22 protein-coding genes are annotated in these 24,521 nt (G+C 62.2%); 10 read left to right on the top strand and 12 right to left on the bottom strand.

Features of this window, described 5'->3' with window-relative positions; genetic code table 11:
* Positions 1–4 precede the first annotated feature (4 nt).
* From ACE3OA_RS03745 to ACE3OA_RS03735, 3 genes are all read left to right on the top strand, one after another.
* The gene (locus ACE3OA_RS03745) at positions 5–835 is read left to right on the top strand and encodes an ABC transporter permease (protein ID WP_374308030.1); all 831 of its coding nucleotides are present in this window, start codon (positions 5–7) and stop codon (positions 833–835) included.
* A 164-nt stretch (positions 836–999) separates the two neighbouring features.
* The gene (gene ggt / locus ACE3OA_RS03740; protein ID WP_374308028.1) at positions 1,000–2,616 is read left to right on the top strand and encodes a gamma-glutamyltransferase; all 1,617 of its coding nucleotides are present in this window, start codon (positions 1,000–1,002) and stop codon (positions 2,614–2,616) included.
* A 50-nt stretch (positions 2,617–2,666) separates the two neighbouring features.
* On the top strand, positions 2,667–3,854 hold the full coding sequence (locus tag ACE3OA_RS03735; protein ID WP_374308025.1) for a class I SAM-dependent rRNA methyltransferase: 1,188 nt from the start codon (positions 2,667–2,669) through the stop codon (positions 3,852–3,854).
* On the opposite strand, the gene ACE3OA_RS03730 is transcribed toward ACE3OA_RS03735, so the two are convergent.
* The 6 genes from ACE3OA_RS03730 to ACE3OA_RS03705 are packed head-to-tail and all read right to left on the bottom strand — an operon-like array spanning position 3,821 to position 10,216.
* Positions 3,821–4,000: a hypothetical protein gene (locus ACE3OA_RS03730; protein WP_374308023.1), complete on the bottom strand. Its 180-nt coding sequence runs from the start codon at positions 3,998–4,000 to the stop codon at positions 3,821–3,823. The genes ACE3OA_RS03735 and ACE3OA_RS03730 overlap by 34 nt on opposite strands.
* A gap of 59 nt (positions 4,001–4,059) precedes the next feature.
* Complete coding sequence (locus tag ACE3OA_RS03725; RefSeq protein WP_374308021.1) at positions 4,060–5,469, bottom strand: sensor histidine kinase; 1,410 nt, start codon at positions 5,467–5,469, stop codon at positions 4,060–4,062.
* Complete coding sequence (locus ACE3OA_RS03720; protein WP_374308019.1) at positions 5,466–6,899, bottom strand: NAD(P)/FAD-dependent oxidoreductase; 1,434 nt, start codon at positions 6,897–6,899, stop codon at positions 5,466–5,468. Before ACE3OA_RS03720 ends, ACE3OA_RS03725 begins: the two co-directional genes overlap by 4 nt.
* Positions 6,892–7,620, bottom strand: a complete 729-nt coding sequence (locus tag ACE3OA_RS03715; RefSeq protein ID WP_374308017.1) for a TVP38/TMEM64 family protein — start codon at positions 7,618–7,620, stop codon at positions 6,892–6,894. Before ACE3OA_RS03715 ends, ACE3OA_RS03720 begins: the two co-directional genes overlap by 8 nt.
* Before the next feature lie 7 nt (positions 7,621–7,627).
* Positions 7,628–9,556 (bottom strand): CHASE2 domain-containing protein, encoded by a 1,929-nt coding sequence (locus ACE3OA_RS03710; protein WP_374308014.1) that lies wholly within the window; start codon positions 9,554–9,556, stop codon positions 7,628–7,630.
* An 18-nt stretch (positions 9,557–9,574) separates the two neighbouring features.
* Positions 9,575–10,216 (bottom strand): FecR domain-containing protein, encoded by a 642-nt coding sequence (locus ACE3OA_RS03705; RefSeq protein ID WP_374308012.1) that lies wholly within the window; start codon positions 10,214–10,216, stop codon positions 9,575–9,577.
* A gap of 354 nt (positions 10,217–10,570) precedes the next feature.
* Here ACE3OA_RS03705 and ACE3OA_RS03700 point away from each other — a divergent pair, with 354 nt between their 5' ends.
* Positions 10,571–11,176: a hypothetical protein gene (locus tag ACE3OA_RS03700; protein ID WP_374308009.1), complete on the top strand. Its 606-nt coding sequence runs from the start codon at positions 10,571–10,573 to the stop codon at positions 11,174–11,176.
* A gap of 69 nt (positions 11,177–11,245) precedes the next feature.
* On the opposite strand, the gene ACE3OA_RS03695 is transcribed toward ACE3OA_RS03700, so the two are convergent.
* The gene (locus ACE3OA_RS03695) at positions 11,246–11,998 is read right to left on the bottom strand and encodes a hemerythrin domain-containing protein (protein ID WP_374309208.1); all 753 of its coding nucleotides are present in this window, start codon (positions 11,996–11,998) and stop codon (positions 11,246–11,248) included.
* Between the two features lie 25 nt (positions 11,999–12,023).
* Positions 12,024–12,785, bottom strand: coding sequence for an SDR family NAD(P)-dependent oxidoreductase (locus ACE3OA_RS03690; RefSeq protein WP_374308007.1), 762 nt, complete (start codon positions 12,783–12,785; stop codon positions 12,024–12,026).
* Between the two features lie 117 nt (positions 12,786–12,902).
* On the opposite strand from ACE3OA_RS03690, the gene ACE3OA_RS03685 reads away from it, so the two are divergent.
* Positions 12,903–13,790: a YicC/YloC family endoribonuclease gene (locus ACE3OA_RS03685; RefSeq protein WP_374308005.1), complete on the top strand. Its 888-nt coding sequence runs from the start codon at positions 12,903–12,905 to the stop codon at positions 13,788–13,790.
* 11 nt (positions 13,791–13,801) lie between these two features.
* The gene (gene gmk, locus ACE3OA_RS03680) at positions 13,802–14,464 is read left to right on the top strand and encodes a guanylate kinase (RefSeq protein WP_374308002.1); all 663 of its coding nucleotides are present in this window, start codon (positions 13,802–13,804) and stop codon (positions 14,462–14,464) included.
* On the opposite strand, the gene rsmA is transcribed toward gmk, so the two are convergent.
* From rsmA to ACE3OA_RS03665, 3 genes are read right to left on the bottom strand one after another with little or no spacing between them, the layout of a single operon-like run.
* On the bottom strand, positions 14,439–15,338 hold the full coding sequence (rsmA, locus tag ACE3OA_RS03675; protein ID WP_374308000.1) for a 16S rRNA (adenine(1518)-N(6)/adenine(1519)-N(6))-dimethyltransferase RsmA: 900 nt from the start codon (positions 15,336–15,338) through the stop codon (positions 14,439–14,441). The two genes, gmk and rsmA, sit on opposite strands and share 26 nt — an antisense overlap.
* Entirely contained in the window at positions 15,335–16,618 is a 1,284-nt protein-coding gene (locus ACE3OA_RS03670) for a peptidylprolyl isomerase (protein ID WP_374307997.1), read from the bottom strand. Before ACE3OA_RS03670 ends, rsmA begins: the two co-directional genes overlap by 4 nt.
* Positions 16,619–16,662: 44 nt before the next feature.
* Positions 16,663–18,858 carry an LPS-assembly protein LptD gene (locus tag ACE3OA_RS03665; protein ID WP_374307995.1) on the bottom strand — a complete coding sequence of 732 codons (2,196 nt, stop codon included), beginning with the start codon at positions 18,856–18,858 and terminating at the stop codon, positions 16,663–16,665.
* Positions 18,859–19,181: 323 nt separating this feature from the next.
* Here ACE3OA_RS03665 and ACE3OA_RS03660 point away from each other — a divergent pair, with 323 nt between their 5' ends.
* The 4 genes from ACE3OA_RS03660 (at position 19,182) to ACE3OA_RS03645 (ending at position 22,573) form a co-directional block, all read left to right on the top strand.
* On the top strand, positions 19,182–20,681 hold the full coding sequence (locus ACE3OA_RS03660; RefSeq protein ID WP_374307993.1) for a leucyl aminopeptidase: 1,500 nt from the start codon (positions 19,182–19,184) through the stop codon (positions 20,679–20,681).
* An 8-nt stretch (positions 20,682–20,689) separates the two neighbouring features.
* Positions 20,690–21,160: a DNA polymerase III subunit chi gene (locus ACE3OA_RS03655; protein ID WP_374307991.1), complete on the top strand. Its 471-nt coding sequence runs from the start codon at positions 20,690–20,692 to the stop codon at positions 21,158–21,160.
* Between the two features lie 190 nt (positions 21,161–21,350).
* Positions 21,351–21,992, top strand: a complete 642-nt coding sequence (locus ACE3OA_RS03650; protein ID WP_374307989.1) for a TadE/TadG family type IV pilus assembly protein — start codon at positions 21,351–21,353, stop codon at positions 21,990–21,992.
* Between the two features lie 2 nt (positions 21,993–21,994).
* On the top strand, positions 21,995–22,573 hold the full coding sequence (locus ACE3OA_RS03645) for a hypothetical protein (RefSeq protein ID WP_374307986.1): 579 nt from the start codon (positions 21,995–21,997) through the stop codon (positions 22,571–22,573).
* 113 nt (positions 22,574–22,686) lie between these two features.
* Here ACE3OA_RS03645 and ACE3OA_RS03640 read toward each other — a convergent pair whose 3' ends face one another.
* A complete protein-coding gene (locus ACE3OA_RS03640) occupies positions 22,687–24,387 on the bottom strand; it encodes a pilus assembly protein TadG-related protein (RefSeq protein WP_374307984.1) in 1,701 nt (566 codons plus the stop codon).
* Between the last annotated feature and the right edge of the window lie 134 nt (positions 24,388–24,521).

The following is a 24,521-nucleotide window of genomic DNA, read 5'->3' as shown; positions in this document are numbered from 1 at the left end:
GCCCATGTTCAGACTGCCTCCCTACGCCTCTCCGATCGAACGCGCCTGGCGCGCGGCGTTCATCGTCATCTGCGGATTGGTGCTGCTGTTCCTGATCGCACCAATCCTCGTGATCATGCCGCTCTCCTTCAATTCGGAGCCTTATTTCACCTACCCGATGCCTGGCCTGTCGATGAAATGGTATGCCGATTTCTTCCAGGACCCGCGCTGGCTCAATGCCTTGAAGGCCAGCGTCTTCATCGGCCTTGCCTCGACAACCCTGTCGATGATCCTCGGCACACTGGCGGCTCTCGGCCTGTCACGTGCCAATTTCCCTTACCGGGCCCTGGTGATGGCCTTCCTGATTTCGCCGATGATCGTGCCGGTTGTCATTACCGCTGTCGGCATGTATTTCTTCTTTGCCAATCTCGGCCTCAACAACACCTATTCCGGCATTATCCTGGCGCATACGGCGCTCGCCACACCGTTTGTGGTCATCACCGTGACGGCGACCCTCACCGGCTTCGATCAATCCCTGATCCGCGCCGGCGCCAGCCTCGGCGCCTCGCCGATGACGGTGTTCCGCAAGGTGACCTTCCCGCTCATCCTGCCCGGCATGATCTCCGGCGCCCTCTTCGCCTTCGTCACCTCGTTTGACGAGGTCGTCGTGGTGCTGTTCATCGCCAGCCCGGATCAGCGCACGTTGCCCAAGCAGATGTTCAGCGGCATCCGCGAGCAGATCAGCCCGACCATCACGGCCGCCGCCACCATGCTGGTCATCGCCGCAGCCGTGATGCTGGTGACGGTCGAACTACTGCGTCGTCGCTCGGAACGCCTCCGCGGCATCAGTTCCTGATGCCACAGAGGCCGCGCGCTGGCTGGCCGGCAGAGATGCGGGTTCTGCCAAGATCGCTGGCCGCTGTCGCGTTTGTCCTCCTGGCCGGGTGCGCAGCACCCGCATCCAAGACGAGCGTTGATCCGGCGCCTGAGCCGCCCCGGCTCGTTTACGCCGAACATGCCATGGTCGCAGTTGCCCATCCGGCAGCGGCACATGTCGGCCTCGACATCCTCAGGCGTGGCGGCTCAGCGGTCGATGCAGCCATCGCCATGCAAATGGTGCTCACGCTGGTCGAGCCGGAATCATCCGGGATCGGCGGCGGGGGTTTCCTGCTGCACTACGCCGCTGCCGACCATCGAACCGAAAGCTATGACGGCCGGGAAAAGGCGCCCGCGGCCGCGTCCAGCGACATGTTCCTCGGCGCCGATGGCCAGCCCCGCGCCTATTCCGATGTGATGCCCGGCGGCTTGTCGGTGGGCGTGCCGGGCGTTCTCCGCATGCTGGAACTCGCCCATCACGAACATGGTCGCCTGCCCTGGAAGGAGCTTTTCCAGCCGGCCATCCGGCTGGCAGAGGAGGGCTTCCCCATCTCGCCGCGTCTGGCGGAGAAGATCGCCGGGGACGAGATCCTGGCGACCCAGCCCAGCACGCGGGCCTATTTCTTCGACCAAGCGGGCACACCCCTGGCGGCCGGAGAATTGCTGCGCAATCCGGCTTTGGCAAAGACATTGCGGGCCATTGCCGAAGGCGGTCCAGACGCCTTCTACAAAGGCGCCATAGCCGGTGACATCGTTCGGGCCGTCAACGAGGCACGGCCGACAAGGGGGACGATGACCGAGGCAGATCTTGCCGATTACACGGCCGAGAAGCGCCCCGTCCCCTGCCTGAACTATCGCGAGACGCGCGTCTGCAGCATGGGCCCACCTTCTTCCGGCGGTGTTGCCGTGCTGCAGATACTGGGGCTGTTGGAGCGCTTCGACCTTCCATCCCTGCCGCCGGACGGCATAGAGGCCACGCATCTCATCGCCGAGGCAAGCCGGCTGGCCTTTGCCGATCGCGAACGCTATGTCGGCGATCCCGATTTTGCACCAGTGCCGGTCGAGCGCCTGTTGGCGCCGGAATACCTGGCGAGCCGATCGGCCGAAATCAACCCCACAAAATCCATGGGCGAAGCCCGGCCGGGTCGGCCGGCGGATTCCGCTCTGCTCGGTCAACTGCCTGCTGCCGGCATGTTGCCCGAACCCCTGTCGACCAGCCACATGGCCATTGTCGACCGCGACGGCAATGCCGTCAGCTTTACCACGACCATCGAGGGCGCCTTCGGTGCCCACGTCATGGTCGACGGCTTTCTGCTCAACAATGAACTGACCGACTTTGCCTTTGCTCCCGCAAGCCGTGGCCGCCCGGCCGCCAATCGGGTCGAGGGCTCAAAGCGGCCCCGCTCTTCCATGGCGCCGACACTGGTCTTTGAGCGCGGCAGCGGGAATCTCAGAGCGGTGCTGGGATCGCCGGGCGGCGCCAACATTATCGGCTATGTGACCCAGGCCCTCATCGGCCTGATCGACTGGCGGCGCGACCCTTACGCCGCCATCGCGGCCCCGCATACCCTCAACCGGAACGGTCCCACCATTCTCGAGGAAGCGCGCGGTTTGGAGGGGTTGGCGGCCCAACTCAAGGCACGTGGGCATAAGGTCAAGGTGCAGGAATTGGACAGCGGTGCTAATGTCATCCTGCTGCGCGACGGGCAACTCATCGGCGCCAGCGATCCGCGGCGCCAGGGCATCGCCCTCGGCAACTGAGCCTGCTCTGGCACGGCTCACCTACCAGATTGAAAAGACAGGATTTTTTAATGACGAAGCGGCCCACGATCCATTTGAAATCGGGCGAAGAACGACGCGTGCTCGGTGGTCATCCCTGGGTCTATTCGAACGAATTGCAGGCCAGCCCCGAACTGAAGGCCATCAAGCCGGGCAGCACGGTCACGCTGCGCCAGGCTGACGGAAAGCCGATCGGGCTGGCCTTCTTCAATCCCAAATCGCTCATCAGCGGCCGCGTCATCACGCGCGACCATGCCGCCGTTATCGACGCCCAGTTCTGGCAGCGGCGCCTGGAACGGGCGTTGAAGCTGCGCGACCGCCTGATCGGCGTCCCCTATTACCGCCTGGCCCATGCCGAGGCGGACGGACTGCCCGGCTGCGTCATCGATCGCTACGGCGATGTCATCGTCATCGATGTTTCGAGTGCCGGTATGGATGCCGAAATCGAGCATCTGGCCGCCGCCGTCGATGCCCTGTTGAAGCCGCGTGTGATCCTGGTGCGCGGCGATGGTCCCGCGCGGGAACTCGAAGGGCTGGAACCGATCAGCAATGTCCTTAAAGGTACGCTCGACGGGCCGGTGGATATCATCGAGAACGGCGTCAAATTCCAATGCGACCCGCGCGCCGGGCAGAAGACCGGCTGGTTCTTCGACCAGCGCGACAATCGCGCCCTCATCGCGCGGCTTGCCAAGGGCGCCAAGATGCTCGACGCCTATTGCTATATGAGCGGGTTCGGCAACCAGTCGCTCACGGCCGGCGCCGAGCATGTGCTGGCACTTGACCGCAGTGCCCCGGCACTTGAGTTCGCCAAACAGGCAGCGACGCTCAATGGTGTCGCCGATCGCTTCGAGACGCGCATGGGCGATGCCTTCGACATTCTGCCGGAGATCGCGCAAAGCGACCGGCGCTTCGACATCGTCGTCGCCGACCCACCTGCCTTCGTCAAATCACGCAAGGATTTCCACCAAGGTGCGCGCGCCTACCGGAAGCTTGCGCGGCTGGCGGCCTCATGCGTCGGCAAGGACGGCATCCTGATGCTATGTTCGTGCTCGCACAACATGCCCGCCGACGAACTGATCAAGCAGGCCGCGCGCGGCATCCAGGAAGCGGGCCGCACGGCGCGGATGCTCTATCACACGGGTGCGGCGCCGGATCATCCGGTCCATCCTGGCCTGCCGGAAAGCGCTTATTTGAAGGCTTTGACCTTCGCGATCGAATAGAACAGCAAGCCCACGCAGAACGCGCTGAAGCCGAGGCCGCCCCAATAGGGCGTGCCATGGCCGGCGCGCGATGCAATGAAAAGAGCGGCGACGGCAAACAAGGCGAGAACGGCCATGAATATGCTGCGCTCGATTTCCGCTTTCACTTTGGATCCCCTTCTGATTCTGAGAGCTGTGCGAATTATCGCCGGGTAGGCCGTCGTTTTCAACGCGCTTGGTCGGTTTCCATCGGCAAAGTGAGGGCGAAAACGGCGCCTTTGGCGTCGCTGCGCAGCAGTTTGAGATCGCCGCCCTGCCCGCGCATCAATTCCCGCGCGATAGCAAGGCCCAACCCCGTGCCCCCGGCCCTTGCCGATCCCTTGAAGGGCACGAACAGGTTTTCCATCGCCTTGGGCGAAAGGCCGGGACCATCGTCCGCGACCAGAATCTCCAGCCCGTCGGCACCTTCTTCGGCGCTCACCGTTACATGCTGGGCGCCCATCTGCAGCGCGTTTTCACCAAGATTGCGCAGGATGCGATAGACCTGACCACGATCGGCGCGGATGGTGAGCGTAAGCGGGACCGTGTTCGACCAGGCCTTGCCGGCAACCAGCAGCTTGCCGAGGCCCTCGCCCACTTCATCGACCAGTTCACCCAGTTTGAACGTCTCGAACTCGGGCTTGGGCGGCCCTTCGCGTGTGAAGTTCAACGTATCGGAACAAAGATCGACAGCGCGGTCGAGCGAGCGCAGCAGAGCCGGCGCCGCCTTCCGCACCTCCGGATTGTCGCTTTCTGCCAGGCGGTCGGTGATCAGGCGCGCGGTGGCGAGGATGCCGCGCAGATCGTGATTGATTTTGCTCACAGCCGTGCCCAGGGCGGCCAATCTGGCCCGCTGCTGCAGCGACTGGCGCACCTTGTCCTGCATCTCGCCAAACTCACGCTCGGCGAGGCCGATTTCGTCGCCGCGACTGGTCGTGCCGAAATCGCCGCGCTGGGCCTCTGGGTCCTGCCGGAACATGACCATGCCCCGTGTCAGATGCCGCATCGGGCGGATGATGAGCCATTGCAAAGCGCCGAAGACCAACGCGGCGGTGATGAGCGAGATGACCACCGAGAATCCCAGGACGCGCCAGGAATAGGCGATCATGGCCTGGCGGAGCGGCCATTCATCCAACACCACGTCGACCACGACATCGGCGGCCCGCGGCGAGTAGCCCTTTACCCGCAGCACCCGGTTTCGGGTCTGCAACAGGGTATCTATGCCGTCATCGAGCAAGGGCAGGATGCCGCGCTCGCTGAGGTCGACCGTCACATCGACCAGAAGCGGCGGCGACGAGCCGCGCAGGATCAGGTTCTTGCCGTCGCTGGCCCTGAGACCGATCACACGCGCGCCCACATGCGACAGCAGCCGGACCTCAAGTTCGGGATCGATCATGTAATCCGGCGTCGCCTCGAGAGCCAGGATGGCGAGGTGAGCAGTATTGAGCTTCTCTTCCAGCCAGTCGAGGCGGAAGCGCGCTATTGACGGAGCATAGATCAGCACCTCGCTGACCAGGACGAACAAGATGGTCAGCAGCAGGACCCGGGCCGATAGGCCACGCCCGAAACTCGGCAGCTTGACGTCCGTTTCACTCATGGCAACTTCAGCAACCCACGCACCAGCGCCTTCACCCCGACACTGAACAAACGAGGCGCATAGTAATTCCCCGCCACCCGCTTGGAAATTTCCGAGAGCGTCGGATAGGGCAGCAGCAGGCCGGCAATGGCCGACAATTTCAGGCCGCGGGCGATCGCGAGGCACCAGGGCGCCAGCAATTCACCGGCCTGGGGCCCGACGATGCCGACACCTAGGATCTGCCCATTTGCCCGCAGGACGAGTTTGATGCGGCCTTCGGCGCGCCGCTCGGTTCGCGCGCGGTCGTTGGCGTCGAAATCCAGCTGCTCGATCCGCACATCCTTGAAACGCGCCCGCGCGGCACTTTCGGCCAGACCGACATAGGCCAGTTCCGGCTCGCTGAAGGTCACCCACGGAATGATGTCGGGGTTCACTTTGGCCGGCAGGCGAAAAAGGATGTTCCGCAGCACAATGCCGCCATGATAGCCGGCAACATGGGTGAAGGCCGGCCCGCCTACGCAATCGCCGATCGCAAAAACCCGCGGGTTGCTGGTGCGCAGGCGCCGGTCGACCTTGATCGCCGCGCCGGACAATTGGACACCGGCATTGTCGAGCGCCAGCCCGTCGCTGTTCGGACGACGGCCAACCGCCACCAGGACATGGCTGACCGAAATCGTTTCGGTCGCACCATCGTTGCGGGCGAGGTGAACGACGATGCCGTCAGTCCCTTTCTCTACCCGCACGACGCCGGTGCCTTCGCGGAGATCGATGCCGTCTGCGCCGAGCGCCTTGCGGACAAAATCCACCAGGTCCGGGTCATCCTTGGGCATCAGGCGCGCCATTTCGACCAAGGTCACCTTGGCGCCGAGGCGCGCCTGGGCCTGGGCAAGCTCGACACCGATCGGACCACCGCCAATCACCAGCAAATGCGCAATCGGATCGGTACAGGCAAAGATGGTTTCGTTGGTGAGATAGGGAATCTGGTCTAGGCCAGCCAGCGGCGGCACGACCGGTTTCGAACCGGTCGCAATGACGAAGCGCTTGGCAACGATACGCCTGCCGCCGGCAATGACGGAATCAGCTGCCGCGAAGACGGCTCGATCGCGGATGACGGTGACGCCCAATCCTTCGAAGCGCGCCACGGAATCGTGCGGCGCGATACCGCCGATGACGCCGGCGATATGCTTGGCAACCTCAAGCCGATCGATTGCCGGCGGCTGAAAGGTGATTCCAAATCTTCCGGCCGATTTCGCCGACGCGGCAGCATGGGCTGCGGCCAGCAATGCCTTTGAGGGGACGCAGCCATAGTTGAGGCAGTCCCCGCCCATTTCCTCAGCCTCCACCAGGACCACATTGGCGCCAAGCTGGGCCGCGCCAGCGGCGACGGTCAGTCCACCCGAACCGCCGCCGATGACGCAGATGTCGGGTGTCAGTGTGTCCATGTCACTCATTTGGTAGGTCCGATCGGCGACGCAGGCGGTTGTAGAGAATGGGCAACGCAGCGAGGGCCGCCAATCCCAACAGTGCCGCCAAGACGCCCGGCGACAAAGCGACAGATAGATCGCCGCCGCTGCGCAAGGCATCGCCAAGCCCGGCACCGAGGGCCGCGTATATGAAGGTCGCCGGAATAATGCCGATGAAGGTGGTGACGGCAAAGCAGCGCAGCGAGACTCCCAGGAAGGCCGGCACCAGATTGACGACAAAGAATGGGAAAAGCGGCACGAGGCGCAGGATCAGCATGTAACTCCAGACATCGCGTTGGAAACCTGCGGCGAGCTTTGCCAGCCACGGGCCGGCGCGCGTGCGCAATGGCTCATCAAGAGCCGAGCGCGCCGCCAGAAAGATGATGACGGCACCACAGGTCGCCGCCACGACGATGTAACATGTGGCCGCGAGCGCGCCAAACAGGAAGCCGCCGGCCAAAGTCAGTACGGCACCACCGGGCAGCGACAACGCCACCACCAAAGTGTAGAGCAGCATATAGGCAAGCACAGCCTGCAGATAGTGCATTGCCACGAAGGATTCGAGTTTGGCATGCTCCTGCTGCAACTTGCCGAGCGTGAGCAGGTCCGCCCCGCCCAGCAGGAAAAACAGTCCCACGCCGGCGCCGATGAGCGCCAGCGGCCACAGGCGCCACAGGGATGATTTCCGGGAGACTGGCACGCGTGTCATTGCCCCTTCATACCAGATCGGCACAACTGGGGGCCGACCAATATGTAATCGGCTTGTCGCGCCCGCGCACCGGCTGGTCCTGGCGTGCGGTGAGGCCGGCGATGAGGTCGCCGCGGCCGAGGGCAAGCACCGCCGCCACCATATCGTCCGAAATCACCAGAACCATGCCGGTTGCCTTGGCCGCAGCTTCGAGGCGGCTCGCTACATTGACCGTATCGCCCGCGGCGGCAAATTGCGCCTGATGGCGGCCACCGAGCTGTGCCATGGCAACCGGCCCGAAATGTAGTCCAATGCGCGCCGGATTGTCCGGCCTCCAGCGCTTGAGGCGCAAAAGCATATCGCGCGCACAAGCTAGCGCCTGCGCCGGATCGTCGTCACGCGGCTGCGGCAGGCCCCAGAGGATGAGTGCTCCATCGCCCAGGAACTGCGCGACAATGCCGCGATAGGCAGCAACGACGTCTTCCAGCTGGCTATGGAATTCCTTCAGGAAATGGGCCGTGTCGGCCGGCGAACGCGTTTCGCTGGCATGAGTGAAGCCCTGCAGGTCAACGAACAGAACCGCCGCCAATTGTTCCCGTTCATCAAAACTGGGTGTGGCCCGTTCCGCCAGCGTCTCCACCAAGCTCGGCGGCACATAGCGTGCAAGATTGCCGCGATGACGCTCCGCTTCGCTGCGCAGGCGGCGTTCGAAGACCATGCGGCCGAGCATGCCCAGCACCGCACCGGCGATGATGGCAAGGCTGGGTCCTGCCATGGCAATGAGACGATATTGGAACACAAAGAACATCTGGCAAAGAAGAAACCAGCCGGCCAGCAGAAGGAGATTCGCCAACATGCCCCAGCGCGGCCCAGGACCGACGATACCGAGATACCAGGAAAGGATCGACAGGCCGACGATAACGATGGCTTCGACGAACCGCTGCTCCGGCGTGCGGATGAGGCTTTCGCCATGCATGAGATTAACCGCCGCGGTCGCCAATACTTCGACGCCCGGCAGATCCAAGGCAAAGGGGGTGGTGAAATTGTCGCCCAGCGACGTCGCGGTGGCACCGACAAAGACCGCCCGCCCCTGCAAAAGCGGCGGTGGGATCAGACCGCCGAGCAGATCGATGGCCGAATAGGTCCTGAAGGTCCCGGTTGGGCCCAGATAATTGAGGGCAAGCCCCAGCCGGTCATCCAAGGGGATCTTCTTCTCGCCAAGAATAAGCTTGCCGCCAAGGTCGAAACCGATGGCGCCACGCTGCAGATCGTCCTGCAGCGCCGCCACCAGCAACGGAAAGGACGGGATCAGCCAGTCCCCATACCCGATCGCCGGATACTGGGCGCGTGTCTGGCCGATATCGTCGGATTGCTGATTGACGTGACCCACGGCGGCCACTCCTTCGAGTTCCGCCAGCGGTCGCAGCATGCCGTCGGCGGACAATAACCGGTTCGGCTCGGAAGCCGCTGTCTTGACCACGCTCAACGCTATCTTGCTGGCATCCTGGATGGGGGCCGTGGCCGGCGATCCGTTGTTGAGCAGCATTGCGGTTGCGAGGACGACGCGGCCATGTCGCTGCAACGAACGAGCCAAGGCAGCATCGCCGGCTCCATTGGCATCCGGCTCATGTTCCGACAGCAGGATGTCGAGCCCGATCGATTTGACGCCGGCGTCCTGCAGTCGATCGATGATCTCGGCCAGGGTTGCCCGTGGCAGCGGCCACTGGCCCAATTTCGCGAGCGACCTGTCATCGATCACCACGATCGCCGCATCATTGGGCGGCGCCATCGGACCGCGCAGCTTGAAGCGCCAATCCAGCGTCTCGCCCTGTTCAAGCGATTCAAGCCACCGGTCATTCGAGAGATGCAGCCAGCCAATCAGCAGGCCGAGGGCAAGCGCAAGAACGGGGCCAAGCCAGCCCCGTTTTGCCCTCCGTGTCTTACCCTCGGTGGCCACCGGTTTTTCCCGACGGACTTAAGGGAAGGTCACGCGCGCCAGCGCCTCTTTGCGTCGCTTTTCTCCCCAGGTCTTTATATTGAGCGGACCGCGCTCCGCCGGAACATCGACGCCTTGGCCCTGGCGCAGGATGACGGTGCCCGATCCGGCCCGGCTGGAAACGGCGACGCGCCCCTCGGCGACGAAAACGGCGCTTTTGCCCGGCACCGCTTCAACCAGATAGTCAGTACCGCGCACCGAAGCCACCGCCGTCGCCGTGCGGACCTCGAAGCGGCCCCAGGAGGTCGCCTTGTTGACGGTCATGCGGGCGATTCCGGAGACGAGATCGAGGAGTGCTGTCGATTCGCTCGCTTCGGGGGCGAAGAAGGCGATTTCGACCTCGCTTTCCGGACCAATGGTCAGGACGGAGCCATCGCTGAAAGTGACCTCCACCCGGCTCCCGGTACCGCAGCGGATGCTGTCTTCGACCCTGACCTCGTCGCCTACCGCGGTGGTGATTTCTCCGCCGTCGCGCAAGATCGTTACTGTCCCGGAAAGACGCGAGACTTGGCCGGCAGTACCGGCGGCCGCCTCGGCAGGCCGGGTCAGGCCCGGAACGAGCCAGGCGCCGATCGCCGCCAGGGGCACAGCGAGCAGAAATTCACGTTTCGAAAGCGCCATCTTCATCTCCTTACGCGGTCCGCCAGCCTCGGCGAGGCCTGGCCCTGCAGGCTAGGTAGGTTGCCGCAAAGCCTCAAGCGGGTTGATGGAAAGGATGTTGGATCGGCGACCCTGTCTGCTGTGAACCGGATCACGATCCGGGAAATTTCAGGAAATCCGCCGGGGATTTGGCCTTCCGGAACGGCCGGCAAGCCGGAAATTACGCCTGTTTGCGCCTTTTTTCGACGCCGCCGGCATAATACCGGGCCGGGCAAGGGCGAATCGGTCGCTCGACGCTTCTCAGTCAGGATTTGGGCCGCTAAACTGCGCCCTGACCGGGCCCGATTGGCGGGCTGCGATCGGGGGAGATTGACCATGAATGTACGCGGCCTGCTCGTCACTGTTCTGATGAGCGCCACACTTCTTGCAGGCTGCGCGCCCTGGGATGGCGGCGCGAGCGAGCCGATCCAACCCGTTACCCCCGTTGCGGCGCCGGTACCTCAAAGCCCTGCCATGATGAACGTGGCCCAACCCAATGAACTCATTGGGTCCTGGCAAATGGTGCAATTGCCACCGAGCTTCATCCAGCCGACGCGCCCGACCGCCCCGTTCAGCAATCCCTGGCAGTGGTACATCATCAGCCCGATGAACGAGACCGGCGTGGGCCGGATCGGCCTCGTCACCCGGGCTGATCCGCCCCAGGTCCCCGTCAACGACCAGATCCTGGCCGACGCCTGGGCAGCAGCACCGATGTACGACACCTACCGCATGGCGGGCGGCGTCATGTCCATTACGCCGGTGGCCGTGACCGGCTGGTCGGCCCAGGGGACGCAGACCTGGCGCCTTTACACCGTCACCAATCCCGGACTGATGTTGGGCATGCAGGCGATGCCGGGCGATCTGCTGATGACCCTGACCACGCCGGACAACAAGCCGCTCTATTACCGGATGCTGCGCCGCGTGCCGCGGGTACAGCCTTGATTAAATTGGGATATTTATCCCATACCTAGACAAGAATGGGCGCCCCGCGAGAGGCGCCCATTTTCGTTCTTACTCTGCCGCGCGGGCGGCCTCCAACGGAGCGCCCTGCTTGAGCTTTGAACCGGTGAAGCTCCGCGTCTCCGGCATCGGCAGGCCGCTTTTCTTGAACTCCGTCATCAGCGCTTGCTTGCGTTGAGCCAGCTTTTCGCCCAAAGCGGCAACATCCAGGCCCGCTGCGCGCGCCTGCGCGAACAAACCTTCTGCCCGCTTCTCCTCCTCGTGGACGTGATGCTTGATCTGCTCGGAGAGCACTTTCACTTTGGCGTCGAAGAACTCTTCATCGGGGGAACCGGCGAGGATCTCGGCTATGAGAACCTTGGCGCCGTCATGTTCGACATAGGCTTCGTTGAGCAAATCCTCTTCCACCGCATCCTTGCAGGCGGGGTAGAAAATCTCTTCCTCGATCATCGTGTGAACGGTGAGTTCGGTACAGATCTCCTGCGCCAAGGCTGACTTGCGGTCCGCCTTGCGGGCTTTCTCGAATGCCTCGAACAGGCCTTCGACCTTGCGATGATCTTCCTTGAGCAGCGCGATCGCATCCGATTTTGCGTGGGGCACGTCTCTCTCCATCTGGCTAAGCGCGTCATGCGCGCGGGCTGGACCGGGCAACCGCCGGCCGACGACACGCAGAGGGAATTCCGCTTTGCCAAATCTGTTCCTTAGGCCGATGCAATAGGCCGATGCAATTTCGCGCACGCTCCGGCCGATACTGAATGAGTCGGATATATCCCCGACTATCCCCCGCCCAATAAACGGAACCATGGCGCGCAACGCTGCAATCGCCCCCTCACTTGCGCGGTGCCGCAAGCAGGAGGCGATCTGTCAACGCCGGCGGCAGCGCCCCCAGCAGCCATGCGATGAACGACGTCGGCAGGGGGAAGGCGATGCGCGCCTTGTTACGCGCCAGACCATCGCGGATGATGCTCGCGGCCTTTTCGACGGGCATCAGGAACGGCATGGCAAAATCATTCACCGCCGTCATCGGAGTCACCACAAATCCCGGCATGATGACGCTGACGCCGATGCCCTGCCCAGCCAGTTCGCCGCGCAATCCTTCGCCCCAAACCTTAACCGCCGCCTTGGACCCGCAATATGCCGGTGCCCCCGGGAAACCGCGATGACCGGCCAGCGAGGCCATGATGCCGATCTGGCCATGGCCTTGGGCCGACAGCAGCTTGATTGCCGGCAGGACGGTGTTGAAGACACCGTCGACATTGACGGCAAAGATCGCCCGCACCTGTTCATCGCTTTCCGGGCCGTCATGAGTACCGCCGGAAATGCCCGCATTGGCGATGACGAGATCCAGAGCGTGCTGCTGATGCGCGCGTCCGACCCATGCCGCCATGTCCGTGTCCGAGGTGACGTTGATCGCCGTCGCCGTCACGTCGGCGCCGCTGGCGCGGCATGCCTCGGCAACGATTTCCAGCAGGCCGACGCGGCGGGCGCCCAGATGCAGATGGACGCCAGGCGCCGCATAGGCCCGCGCCAGGGCCTCGCCCAGCCCTGAACTGGCGCCCGTAATCAGGATCGACCTGAAATCCTTGCCCATGCGCCGCTCTATCCTTCCCAATATCCCAACTAGGTTCCGCCACGGGCTGAATCTGCACCCGACTTGCCAGCCGGCGCAGCTTCCAGGATGATAGCGGCGCTTTGCAAGGGGGATAGAGTGTCGATTGCCAGTATGACCGGATTCGCGCGCACCAGTGGCGCGGTCGGAGATTTTCTGTGGACCTGGGAGTTGAAGACCGTGAACGGTCGCTCTCTCGATGTGCGGTGCCGCGTCCCCCAGGGCTTTGAAGCGATGGATGGCATCGTCCGTCAGACGGCGACCGAGCATCTCAAGCGTGGCAACCTCTCTGCCAATCTGACGGTCGACGAGGTCGCCAGCCGCGGGCGACTTACGGTTAACCGCGCCGCCCTTGACCAGGTTTTGGCATTGGTCGGCGAAATGCAGGGAAAGCTCGACGCACGCGCCCCCAGCCTCGATGGCTTGCTTGGCCTCAAAGGTGTCCTCGAGGTGGAAACACCGCCGGTCGATGCAGGGATCATGAACCAGCGGCAACAAGCGATCGAAGGCGGGCTGCGTCAGGCGATGGCGGAGCTTGGCGCCATGCGCCGTGTCGAGGGCGCAAGGCTTGCCGGAATGGTGCTTGGGCATCTGGATGAGGTCGAGCGGCTGCGCGTCGCAGCCGTCGCCACGGCGGGCGCCCAGCCCATCAACATCCGCCAGCGGCTCGAAGAGCAACTGAAGCAATTGATGCCGGATGGTGTGCCAGTAGACCCCGAGCGCCTGGTCCAGGAACTGGCCATCATCGCCGGCCGCGCCGATGTGCGTGAGGAGATCGACCGCCTTGCCGCCCATGTCGAGGCGGCGCGCGATCTGATCGGCAAGGGGGGTGCCGTCGGACGCAAGCTCGATTTCCTGTGCCAGGAATTCAACCGCGAAGCCAATACCCTCTGCTCGAAGGCTGCCGATCTCGCCTTGACCAATCTGGGCATCGAGCTTAAGGCAGCGATCGAACAGCTGCGCGAGCAGATCCAGAATATCGAGTGAGAAGCACAGCCGTGTCCGATACCGCACCCAATAATTCAGGCTTCGTTGAAATTCGCCGTCGTGGCTTGATGCTGGTGCTGTCGTCACCGTCCGGTGCCGGCAAGACAACCATTTCCCGTCGCCTGCTAGAACTTGAACCGCAGATCGCCCTTTCGGTCTCGGCGACGACCCGCGCCAAGCGGCCCGGCGAAACCGCCGGCACCGACTATCATTTCGTCGATGCGACCGAATTCAACCTGATGATCAACCGCGGCGAATTCCTGGAATATGCCAAGGTATTCGACAATTACTACGGCACACCCAAGGCCCAGGTCGCCAAGGAGATTGCCCAGGGCCGCGATATCCTCTTCGACATCGACTGGCAAGGTACGCAGCAGCTGGCCCACAATGCGCGCGAAGATCTGGTCAGCGTCTTCGTGCTGCCGCCGTCAACCCGCGAACTGGAACGGCGCCTTCACACCCGGGCCCAGGACAGCGCAGAAGTTGTCGCCAAGCGCATGGGCAAGGCTTCCGACGAAATGAGCCATTGGGCCGAATATGACTATATCATCGTCAATCATGATATCGATTCGAGTGTCGAGAACGTGCGCGCCATCCTGCGTGCGGAGCGCCTGCGCCGTCAGCGCCAGATCGGCCTGACCGATTTCGTCAAAGGCCTGCGTGAGGGCCAATAGGCGGCCCCTTTTTCTTGAAAGCACGCGCCAGCGCGCAGAACTGCTCGACCGACAATTCCTCGCCGCGCGCGGTGGGCGCGATACCGGTGGCCAGCAGGACCTCTTCCGCCTGCGGCGAGACTTGACGTAGCGACTGGCGCAGCATCTTGCGGCGCTGGCCGAAGGCGGCGGCGGCCACTTTCTCCAACATTGCCGCATCTGCCGGATAGAGCGGTTCGGATCGTGGAATGAGTTGTACCACGGTCGAGGTCACCTTAGGCGGCGGCGTAAAGGCACGCGGTGGAATGTCGAAGAGCCGTTTTACGTCAGCACGCCATTGCGCGGCGATGCTGAGACGCCCGTAATCTTTGGTTCGCGGCTTGGCGACCAGCCGATCGGCCACTTCCTTCTGGAACATCAGCGTCAAGCTGGCAAAGGCTGTTCCGGCTTCCAGCCACGCCATGAGCAGGGGCGTCGCCACATTGTAAGGAAGATTGGCAACGATCCGCCGCGGCGCGCTGCCGAGCTTGGCGGCATCGACCTTGAGCGCATCGCCATCGATGATCTGAAGACGACCAGGATAGGCAGCAGATATCTCCGCCAGAACCGGCTGAAAGCGGCGATCACGCTCAATGACAATGACCTCTCGGGCACCAAGATCGAGTAAGGCGCGCGTCAACCCGCCGGGTCCTGGGCCGATTTCTATGACAGTGCCCTGGTCCAAAGGCGCCGCCGCGCGCGCAATGCGCCCGGTGAGGTTGAGGTCAAAGAGAAAATTCTGTCCGAGGGCCCGGTTGGCGCTCAGCCCATGTCGGGCAATGACCTCACGCAAAGGCGGCAAGGGCAATGTCCTGCTGGAATCACGCCTATCCCCTTCCCGGTCACTGCCGGTCATAGGCGGATATCGATCACCGCAGCGCGCCGCAGGTCCGAGAGATATCCGCGCGCCAACGTATCGAGGCGCTGACGCCCCAGGCGGTCGGCGACGCTGACCCGCGACAAGGCGGCATCATCACCGCCGCCGCGGTTGCAGACGACATAGATGCCGACGCCGCGATCTGTTCTAACGGGCGGGCTCGGCTCTCCGATCGGCTGATTGAGTGCGTAGCTCTGCACTTCGACCGGCAGATCGTTCACCAGCACGTTGCCCAGATTGCGATGCACGCCGGGCTTGGCATCGGCTGCCACCTTGTTCATGTCAGCGCAGGATTGGACTCGCGGGATCAGGGTATTTGCCTGCGAAACCGCTTTGTCGACCTCGGATTCCGCAGCGTTGATCGGCAACGCCCACAGAATCTGCTCCATTTCCACAGTGCCGGCCGCCACGTTGCGCGCATCGATCACGCGCGTGGCCTTCACCTGGAACACATAATATCCACCCGCGCCGCGCACCGGGCCGCCGATCTCGCCGGGCGGCAAGGTCTGCACGACCTGGGCTACCGGCGGGTCCAGCATGTCGAGACGCACCCAGCCCCAATCGCCGCCGCGGATGGCGGCCTGGTCCTGGGAGAATTCGGTCGCCAAGGCCGCAAAATCGGCACCCTGGGCGAGTTGTTCCTTAAGGCGTTGCGCCGATTGCTGGACGCTCGCCTCGTCGCCGCTGCCGGACGACAGGAATATCTGCGACATGCGATATTCGATCTGGCCTTGCGCCGCCTGCATCGCGGCCAACGCCTGATCGATCTCTTCATCCGTAATCTTGACCTGTGAGCGCAGGCGGCGTTGCACCAACCGAGCCCAGCTCAGCTCGGTCTTGATCTGGTCAGCCAGGATGTCGATAGAGATCCCATTCTGCTGCAATGTCTCGGCAAATTGATCGGCCGAGATACCATTGCGTTTGGCAAGCCCGTCGATGCGCTGCTGCACTTCGGTCGGCGCCACCGGAATGTTCTGACGCTTGGCTTCCTGCACCTTCAGTCTTTCGTCGATCATCGTGCGCAGGAGTGTGGGCAACAGGCGTTGCCTCGTCTCCGGCGTGTCATTCAGCTTGGCCGAGACCATCGCCAGGCGCATGCGCATGAACAAATCGAGCTCGGTGATCACGTCCTCGTTGACCACGGCAACGATCTTAAGCGCGTCCTGCGCCGAGGCTGGTGACGTTGGCAAAGAAAGCGCGCCGCAAATGCACAGGGCACCCAGCAGGAAGGCACGGAATCTGATCAATGTGGTCGTCATGAAGTCACTTGTCCCAAGCACGCGGCGACGGACGCCGCCTGCTGCTAGAAATTCGAACCGATATTGCCGAGGTTGGTGAAGCGGAACTGCAACATCGCGGTAAAGTCGCCGCTTGTATCCTCATCGTCGCTCTCTGGCGCATACGATGCCTGGAGCTGCATGCCGAAGCACTCGTCCTGATATTCGAGCAACGAGCCGACCGAGAGCAATTCCGAGTCGTGAATGTCATAGGTGCCATTCGTACCGATGGTCCAGTATTCGCCAAGCTTGGCGCGAACACCGGCACTCACCTGCTGTTCCTTGCCGCCATCCACATCATCCTCAATCTGGATGTAGTGGAGATCTACCCTGAATTCTTCCGGTCCGGCGGAAATGCCAAGATCCTGCCGGTTCATGTCGAGTTCATCGAGATCCAGGCGGAAACGGTAGGACAAGTCCAGCCAATCAGCCGGAACCAGGGCGATACGTCCGACCAGGTCGGAAAGGTCGTCGTCAATCCCGCTGCCATCGCGAACTTCATGGTCGTCGTTCCAGAAGCGCAGGCTCTGCCCTAGGAAGACGTCGGCATAACCACCTTCTGGCAGATAGCCGGTCCACTCAAAACCGTAATTGAACCGCGAACCGGAATCCACGCGGTCGAGCCCGGAGAAACGATCGGGGTCGAACACCTTGGTATCATCCCATTCGAAGGTCCGGCTGTCGTCATTGGGAATCTTGCCGACATTGCAGCAATCCGGCGCCAGCACCAGCTGGGCGATCGGTTGGAACACCTGTGTCAGATTCTCGCCCGGATGGACAAAAGGATAGCGCCACTTCAGGCTGGCTTCGGGGAAGAACCGTCCGGCGACGCCATCGAAGTCACCGTTCTTGCCGGTGACGTCATCGGAATTCCTGTCGACATCATCGACGATGTAGAGGTCGCTCTGGAACGAGACCTTCAATTCATAGATATCGCCGATCGAACTCGTATAAGGCAGGGTCCAGCTCGGGCTGACTGAAAAGCGCAGCGAATCCCGCTCTTCTTCGCGCACGATGTTGCGCGTATTGACGTTCAGACCCCAATAGGCGCCATAGTCGCCCGGCTCACCGACAAAATTGTAGTTGATCGACGGCAGCACCATCGGCGCGGTGTCGGAATCGAAATCCTTGTCGGTCGACTGGAAGCCCATCGCGCGCGCATCGAAATAGGAGCGACCGAAGAACCCTTCGGCCCAGAGCTGGTTTTCGAGCCAATCGGGCGATCCGAAGTGATATTGGCGCAGATAGGACTTATCCATCGCCACCTTGTTGTTGAACCCCCAGCGCCAGTCACGATTGATCTGAAACAGGCCATCCGCCTCCAAATGGCCGCGGAATTCGTTGTTCTTCACAACCGACCGGTCCTCGTTGCCGAAGCGGTCTTCCTGCGTTCCGGAAACCTCGAGACGGAAGGCGCCATTGCGCAGACGCTGGCGATATTCGACGTCGCCCACCGCACCGGCTGGATCCGGATCACCCCCGATCCGGACGATCGGGGTCAGCGTCAGATCCTTGTCCGGCCCCAGCGTAATGAAGTAGGGCTGGGCGTATTGGTAGCCGGCGCGCCCAGAGGATGCCGAAATGCGCGGTTCCAACAGGCCCGACATGCGTTCGACACCGGGCGCCGGATGTTGGAAATAGGGCGTCCAGAAGATCGGCACCCCCCACATTTCCATCCAGGCATTGTGGTAGGTGATCGTCTGTTCAGTCTCGTCCTGAACGACGTCGCGCGCCTTGACCTGCCAGACCGGCTGGCGGGTCGGGTCCGTCCTGCAGGGCAGGCAGGGGGTGTAGACCGCATTCTTGAGGACCAATTTGTTGCCATCAACCCGCTGCGCAGTCTGGGCGGCGAGCCGCGACTTGTCCTTGAAGAGCCCCTTGAACCCCTGAACGATACCGTCATTGAAGTCATCGCTGACGTCGGCATAGTTACCGAACAGCGTGTCGCCATTGGGCATCAGCATGGCGACATTGCCGTTGGCGGTGACGGTCTTGGTCCGCTCGTTGTAGGTCAGGGTGTCAGCCATGATGATCTTGTCGCCGCGCTGGGCTTCGACATGGCCACGGGCGACATAGACACCGAAATCCTCGTCATAGCCGACCTCGTCGGCGACCAGATGAACGGTATCGTCGGCTTTGGCGACGCCTGCAGTCCCCATGGCAACAATCAGGCCATAGAGGGCAGCGCCGAAGGCTGAACCCAACAAATCAAACCGCGCCAAAGCTACTACCCCCAAACCGCCCTGATACATATTTTTTCAACCGGCTTTGGCTAGCCGGGAAATCAGGGGCTAAAGTAGCACGCCACGACCATTCGTCCACAGATTTCAGTAGGTTGGCTGATGCCACGGATGACGCAGCGGCATTGGCGAGGCAAATCCCTTTGTGCTAAGGCTTGACGTCATATCGACAGTCGACTCGCTTGGTGCCCTACCCGCTTCGGGCGGGCAGCGTGTCGTATTCAGGCCATTCCCGGAACCAACCGCGAGCCTCATGCGCCAGCGGCGACCTGGAACAAAATTGCGAAAAAGCAGGAGAAATCAAGATGAAGGTCACCTTTGCCAAGCCGGAAGTGCCCAGTCAGGGTGCCTTTGCCGTCGGCGTCATGGAAGGTCGCAAGCTGACCCATGCGGCGGCACAAGCGGAAAAGGCCACCAAGGGCGCCGTCTCGCGCGCCCTCAATGCCAGCCGATTCAAGGGCGGCCATGATGAACAGCTGATCCTGCTCGCCCCGCAGGGGCTGGACGCGACCCGCCTCATTTTGACGGGTCTCGGCAACCCGGCCAAGCTTGACGCCGCCGCGCTCGAAGCCATCGGCGGTCGGCTGGTGGCCGCCCTCAATGGGGCCGGCGAACGCGAAGCGACGGTTGCCGTGGAAGCCCTCCCCGGCGGCAATCTGAGCGAGGCCGAAATGGCCGCCCGGATCGCGGCCGGCGCCCGACTTCGCTCCTACCGCTTCGACAAGTACCGTACCAAGGAGAAGCCGGAGCACAAACCGACCCTGAAGAAGCTCACCATCACGCTTGGCGATCCCAATGCCGCCAAAAAAGCCTTCGATCCACTCGACAAGATCGTCGATTCCGTCTTCGTCACGCGCAATCTGGTTTCCGAACCGGCCAACATCATCTACCCGGCTACTCTTGCCAAGGAAGCCAGCCAGCTGGCTGATCTGGGCGTCAAGATCGAGGTCCTGGGCGAAAAGGAGATGAAGAAACTCGGCATGGGCGCCCTGCTCGGCGTCGGCCAGGGTTCGGAACGGGAAAGCCAGCTCGTCACCATGCAGTGGAACGGTGCCGCAGATTCCAAGGCGAAGCCGATCTGCTTCGTCGGCAAGGGCGTCACCTTCGACACTGGCGGCATCTCGATCAAGCCGGCGGCCGGCATGGAAGACATGAAGTGGGATATGGGCGGTTCCGGCGTCGTCATCGGCGTGATGCGTGCTCTCGCCGCGCGCAAGGCCAAGGTGAACGCCGTCGGCGTCATTGGCCTGGTCGAGAACATGCCCTCCGGCACCGCACAGCGTCCGGGCGACATCGTGACATCAATGTCGGGCCAGACCATCGAAGTGCTCAACACGGATGCTGAAGGCCGTCTGGTCCTCGCCGATGCCCTCTGGTACGCGCAGGAAAACTTCAAGCCGCGCGCGATTGTCGATCTCGCCACCCTCACCGGTGCGATCATGGTGGCGCTCGGGACGGAACATGCCGGCCTCTTCGCCAATGACGACGAGCTTGCCGACAAGCTGGTCGCCGCCGGCAAGTCGACCGGAGAATTGCTGTGGCGGATGCCGCTGGCCCCCGCCTACGACCGGCTGATCGATTCCCCGGCAGCCGATATGAAAAATATCGGCGGCCGCTATGGCGGCTCGATCACGGCTGCGCAGTTCCTGCAGCGCTTCATCCATAAGGGCACGCCCTGGGCACATCTCGATATCGCCGGCGTGACCTGGAGCGAGAAGGACAGGCCGACGACGCCCAAGGGCGCCACGGCCTTCGGTGTCCGACTGCTCGAGCAGCTGGTGGCGCGGGAGTACGAAGACAAATAGCCCGGCCCATGGCGGAAATCCGCTTCTATCACTTGACGCGATCGCGGTTGGAGGAGGCCTTGATACGCCTCCTCCGCCGCATCATCGACCGGCAGGACCGCGCCGTTGTCATGGTCGGCTCCGCCGAGCGGGTCGAAGCACTCAATGCGCATCTGTGGACCTTTGATCCGGCGAGTTTCCTGCCCCATGGCTCGGCACGTGACGGTAATGCTGCGGATCAGCCGATCTACCTGACGGCGGCCTACGAAAATCCAAATCATGCCAAGCTGTTGTTGCTCTGTGACGGTGCTCCGGCGCCGGCAGCAGCCGATCTTGCAGCGCAGGGCTTTGACCTCGTTTGCGCACTTTTCAGTGGTCAGGACGAGGAAGCCGTTGCGGCGGCGCGCGCAAGTTGGCGCGACTACAAAGCAGCCCAGCAACAGCTGGTTTACTATCAGCAGGACGAAGAAGGCGGCTGGGTCGAAAAAGCACGCCAATAAGCGCGAAGGTACCGCCACTTTTCTTACACTATCGTGCAGGCAGCCCCATTCTTCTCGCGCCTCCCCTGGACTTCCTCTGCTGAACGCCTATCCTCTTTAAGACGTTGGAAATGCGCTTGAGATAGGCTGTTCGCCATTGGCATTTCGACTGGAGCTCGGCTCCCTCGACAGTGGGACGACTGCACGCAAAATGAGACAAATTGAATCTATTCGCCGGCTCCTGCGCGGTCGTCGTCCATTTGACGATAGCGGCGTCGCCATTGTTGAATTTGCGCTGGTGATGCCCATCCTGCTGCTGATGACTTTCGGCGCCATCGAGATCGGCCTGATGATGGCGACCCTTACGACACTCGAAGGCGGCCTCAAGGAGGCCTCGCGCTATGGCATCACCGGCCAGAGCCCCAATGACGCGACACGCATCGAAAAGATCCGGGCGATCCTCGAAGATCATACGATCGATCTGGTCGATATGTCTGAAGCAACCTTCACCGTGAAGACCTATCCGAGCTTTTCCGGTGTCGGCCAGCCGGAACCCTTTGTCGACAGCGCCCCCGGCGACCCGGACGATCCGAATCCTTGCTACAACGGCAAATATGACGATCCCAGCACCGGCTGCTTCGAGACCTTTACAGATCTCGATGGTGACGGGTCGTGGGACGAAGATATCGGCCAGGATGGTGCCGGCATGGGCGGCGAGGTCGTTTCCTACAGCGTCGAGGTTCCCTGGCACGTAATGACGCCGTTCGTCGGCCCCCTCATGGCGCCCAACGGCACGCTCCCCTTGCGCGCGACGATTGTGGTGCGCAACGAACCGAACCTTTATCAGGAGTGATCATGCCGACGCCCCGGAAGACGCATGATGTCAGCCAGCGCGGCAAATGCGACCGCGGCTCGATGGCGGTCGAAATGGCTTTGTTCCTGTTCTTCTTCTCGACATTGTTCCTGGGTACCTTCGAGGTGCCCCGCTACCTGCTGATCGGTCAGAAGATGGAACGGGCGTCGGCTTCGATGGCGGATCTTGTCGCCCAGATCGACCCGGCCCTCGGCCACGAGAAGGCTAAGATCGACGATCTGTTCGAAGCAGCAAATGGCCTGATGGAGCCCTACGATTTTGCGACCCAGGGCCGCGTCATCATCTCCTCCATCGCCAATCCGACAGGTGATAGCGAGAAGATCGTCTGGCAGATAGCCAGTCCGGGGCCATTCCCCGGCAACAGCCAGATCGGCACCGAGGGAAATGCTCCGACGCTGCCCGGCGGCCTAGTCGTGCGCGAAGGCGAAAACATCATCGCTGCAGAGATCATCTTCAACTACGAACCCTTGTTCGGGTCGATGATCTACCAGGAGCGCGCCCTCTATACCCGTTCGTTCACGCGGCCACGCTTCACCAACCTCACCGACGTGCCCGATTGAGGCATCGGCCAGGGCGATGCCCCGGCAAACACGACGCGTCGATCTGGTTCATTCCGAGTAAAGCAAAAGTGGAGGCTTGAACCTCCGCTTTTCGTGCCGCCCGTGCCTCGCCTTCACTTGGCGAGGCGCAGGACCGACAGGCTGGCCGCAATTTTCTTGAATGCCGTCTGCAGCGCAGCGGCGTCAGTGGCCTGATAATAATAGGGCGCATTGGGCTCCGTCGCGACAGATTGGAGCAATGCCTTCAGGGACGTGCTCGGCTCGTCATACTGCACGACATAGATCTTCACGCCCTTGGCCGGATCGACGCCCTTGATGTTCGCCGCCAGTTGCTTCAGGCGATTGTTGAGATTGTTGTTCTGCGTGCCGCTGATCTTCCCATGCTTGCTGGTCGTGCCTGCGCCGGTACCTGGGCCGAAGACTCCCTTATAGGCGTCACCATTTTCGCCGGTGATCTCGCCGTCCGTCAGGAAGACGATCGCCTGAGTCCGGGTAAATGGCACCGACGCCTTCGCCTCATTGAACGGTTCGCCGGACATCAGGACTTCCCAAGCCCAATAGAGGCCCTGCGGCGCATTCGTGTTGCCGTCCGGCTTTGAGCCCGACGCATAAAGCCCGTCAATCGCATTGAGAACCAATTGCTTGCTGGCGACGTCGCGCACCCCTTGCAGCGGCAAGATTCCGTGGGTAATCAGCTTGGTGCATTCATTGCTGGTGGCGTTGCCCTGATCGGGGTTGGCCTGCACCCAGTAAGACGGAGCCGGGCCGACCGAGGTTGGCGGTGTCGGGTCTGTCGCCGGATCGTTCCAATAGGCTTGGTAGCAATTTTTGCTCTTGCCGTCCCAGAAAGCACCTTCACTGCTGGACCAATTGCCGCCGACCGGTTCTCCCTCAAGCGGCGGGATCGCCTCGAAGGCCAGCCAGTCCTTGCCGCCAAACTTGCCATAACCAAGCTTCAAGTCGCCATCGTTGGCTTCATTGTTCGGCACGGCCGGCGTAGAACCCTGGGCGGCGCGATAGTCGTCGATGTATCGAGCGTAGACGCCGCCCGTCCATCCGGCCGGCGGCGGATCCAGAAAGCGGACGCTGGAGACGTTCGTCAGCCAGACATGATCCTGCGGGAGATTCGTGCGCGGATGAATGAAGGGCGGGCTGATCATCAGCTTCTGGTTCAATGCCGGATTGTAGGTAGCGGTGTTGATCGCCGCGTTGTAGCGAACATTCACCTTGGCGCTCCACGGCACCATGCCGATGTTGAGCAGCGAGTAATCGATGCCGTTGAGAACGACCGATTTGGGATTCGGATCCGCATAAAGCGTCTCAATCAAGGTCTTGGCGGCCGTTTCGGCAGCCTCGATCTTTGTACAGGGCATGCACATCGAGCTGGACATATCGATGGAGATCACGACATCAAGGCCGTTCAGGCCACGCACGGCGGTTGCAGCGGCGCCCACCGTTATGGTCTTGAAGCCAAGCACCGTCATCAAGGTCGAATCGATGGTCGCATTGGCAGTGACGCTGACGGTATTGGTATCCGAATTCTGTACGATGTGCGGCCCATCGAGAACAGCATCGAGTTCAGCCGCCGGAAAGTTGGAATTGAAGAACATGGTGATATCGGCTTCGACATTGTCGGTGCCGAGAGACTTTGCGCCGGCCAAGGCTGCGGCATCGAGCGCCTGCGAAAGGCGAGATTTGAGCATATAGCCGCGGGCAGTATCGACAGCCATGCCGGCACAACCGATGAAGATGGTCAGTGCAACGCCGACCCAAACCGCGACCGAGCCGCGTTGATCGCCGGCCAAGCGACGCAATGTCGATTTGCTTGATGCGATGCTTGATAGATCAAATGATCGACGCATCATTGCTTCCTCTCGCTTCACGCAATTCCACCTTTGCTGCGCGCCAGCGCGCAGCATCTCACTTGCCCGAACTGAACCTGATCGGT

Origin of the sequence: Dongia sp., assembly GCF_041906375.1 — a bacterium.
GTDB lineage: Bacteria > Pseudomonadota > Alphaproteobacteria > Dongiales > Dongiaceae > Dongia.
Note: the sequence above shows the minus strand (reverse complement) of the source record. Positions and strands in the feature narration are given on the sequence as shown.

Coding starts and splice junctions, on each gene's coding strand:
- ACE3OA_RS03745 (WP_374308030.1), top strand. CDS start 5: ATGTTCAGACTGCCTCCCTACGCCTCTCCGATCGAACGCGCCTGGCGC.
- ggt (WP_374308028.1), top strand. CDS start 1,000: ATGGTCGCAGTTGCCCATCCGGCAGCGGCACATGTCGGCCTCGACATC.
- ACE3OA_RS03735 (WP_374308025.1), top strand. CDS start 2,667: ATGACGAAGCGGCCCACGATCCATTTGAAATCGGGCGAAGAACGACGC.
- ACE3OA_RS03725 (WP_374308021.1), bottom strand. CDS start 5,469: ATGAGTGAAACGGACGTCAAGCTGCCGAGTTTCGGGCGTGGCCTATCG.
- ACE3OA_RS03720 (WP_374308019.1), bottom strand. CDS start 6,899: ATGAGTGACATGGACACACTGACACCCGACATCTGCGTCATCGGCGGC.
- ACE3OA_RS03715 (WP_374308017.1), bottom strand. CDS start 7,620: ATGACACGCGTGCCAGTCTCCCGGAAATCATCCCTGTGGCGCCTGTGG.
- ACE3OA_RS03705 (WP_374308012.1), bottom strand. CDS start 10,216: ATGGCGCTTTCGAAACGTGAATTTCTGCTCGCTGTGCCCCTGGCGGCG.
- ACE3OA_RS03700 (WP_374308009.1), top strand. CDS start 10,571: ATGAATGTACGCGGCCTGCTCGTCACTGTTCTGATGAGCGCCACACTT.
- ACE3OA_RS03695 (WP_374309208.1), bottom strand. CDS start 11,998: ATGGTTCCGTTTATTGGGCGGGGGATAGTCGGGGATATATCCGACTCA.
- ACE3OA_RS03690 (WP_374308007.1), bottom strand. CDS start 12,785: ATGGGCAAGGATTTCAGGTCGATCCTGATTACGGGCGCCAGTTCAGGG.
- rsmA (WP_374308000.1), bottom strand. CDS start 15,338: ATGACCGGCAGTGACCGGGAAGGGGATAGGCGTGATTCCAGCAGGACA.
- ACE3OA_RS03670 (WP_374307997.1), bottom strand. CDS start 16,618: ATGACGACCACATTGATCAGATTCCGTGCCTTCCTGCTGGGTGCCCTG.
- ACE3OA_RS03660 (WP_374307993.1), top strand. CDS start 19,182: ATGAAGGTCACCTTTGCCAAGCCGGAAGTGCCCAGTCAGGGTGCCTTT.
- ACE3OA_RS03655 (WP_374307991.1), top strand. CDS start 20,690: ATGGCGGAAATCCGCTTCTATCACTTGACGCGATCGCGGTTGGAGGAG.
- ACE3OA_RS03650 (WP_374307989.1), top strand. CDS start 21,351: ATGAGACAAATTGAATCTATTCGCCGGCTCCTGCGCGGTCGTCGTCCA.
- ACE3OA_RS03645 (WP_374307986.1), top strand. CDS start 21,995: ATGCCGACGCCCCGGAAGACGCATGATGTCAGCCAGCGCGGCAAATGC.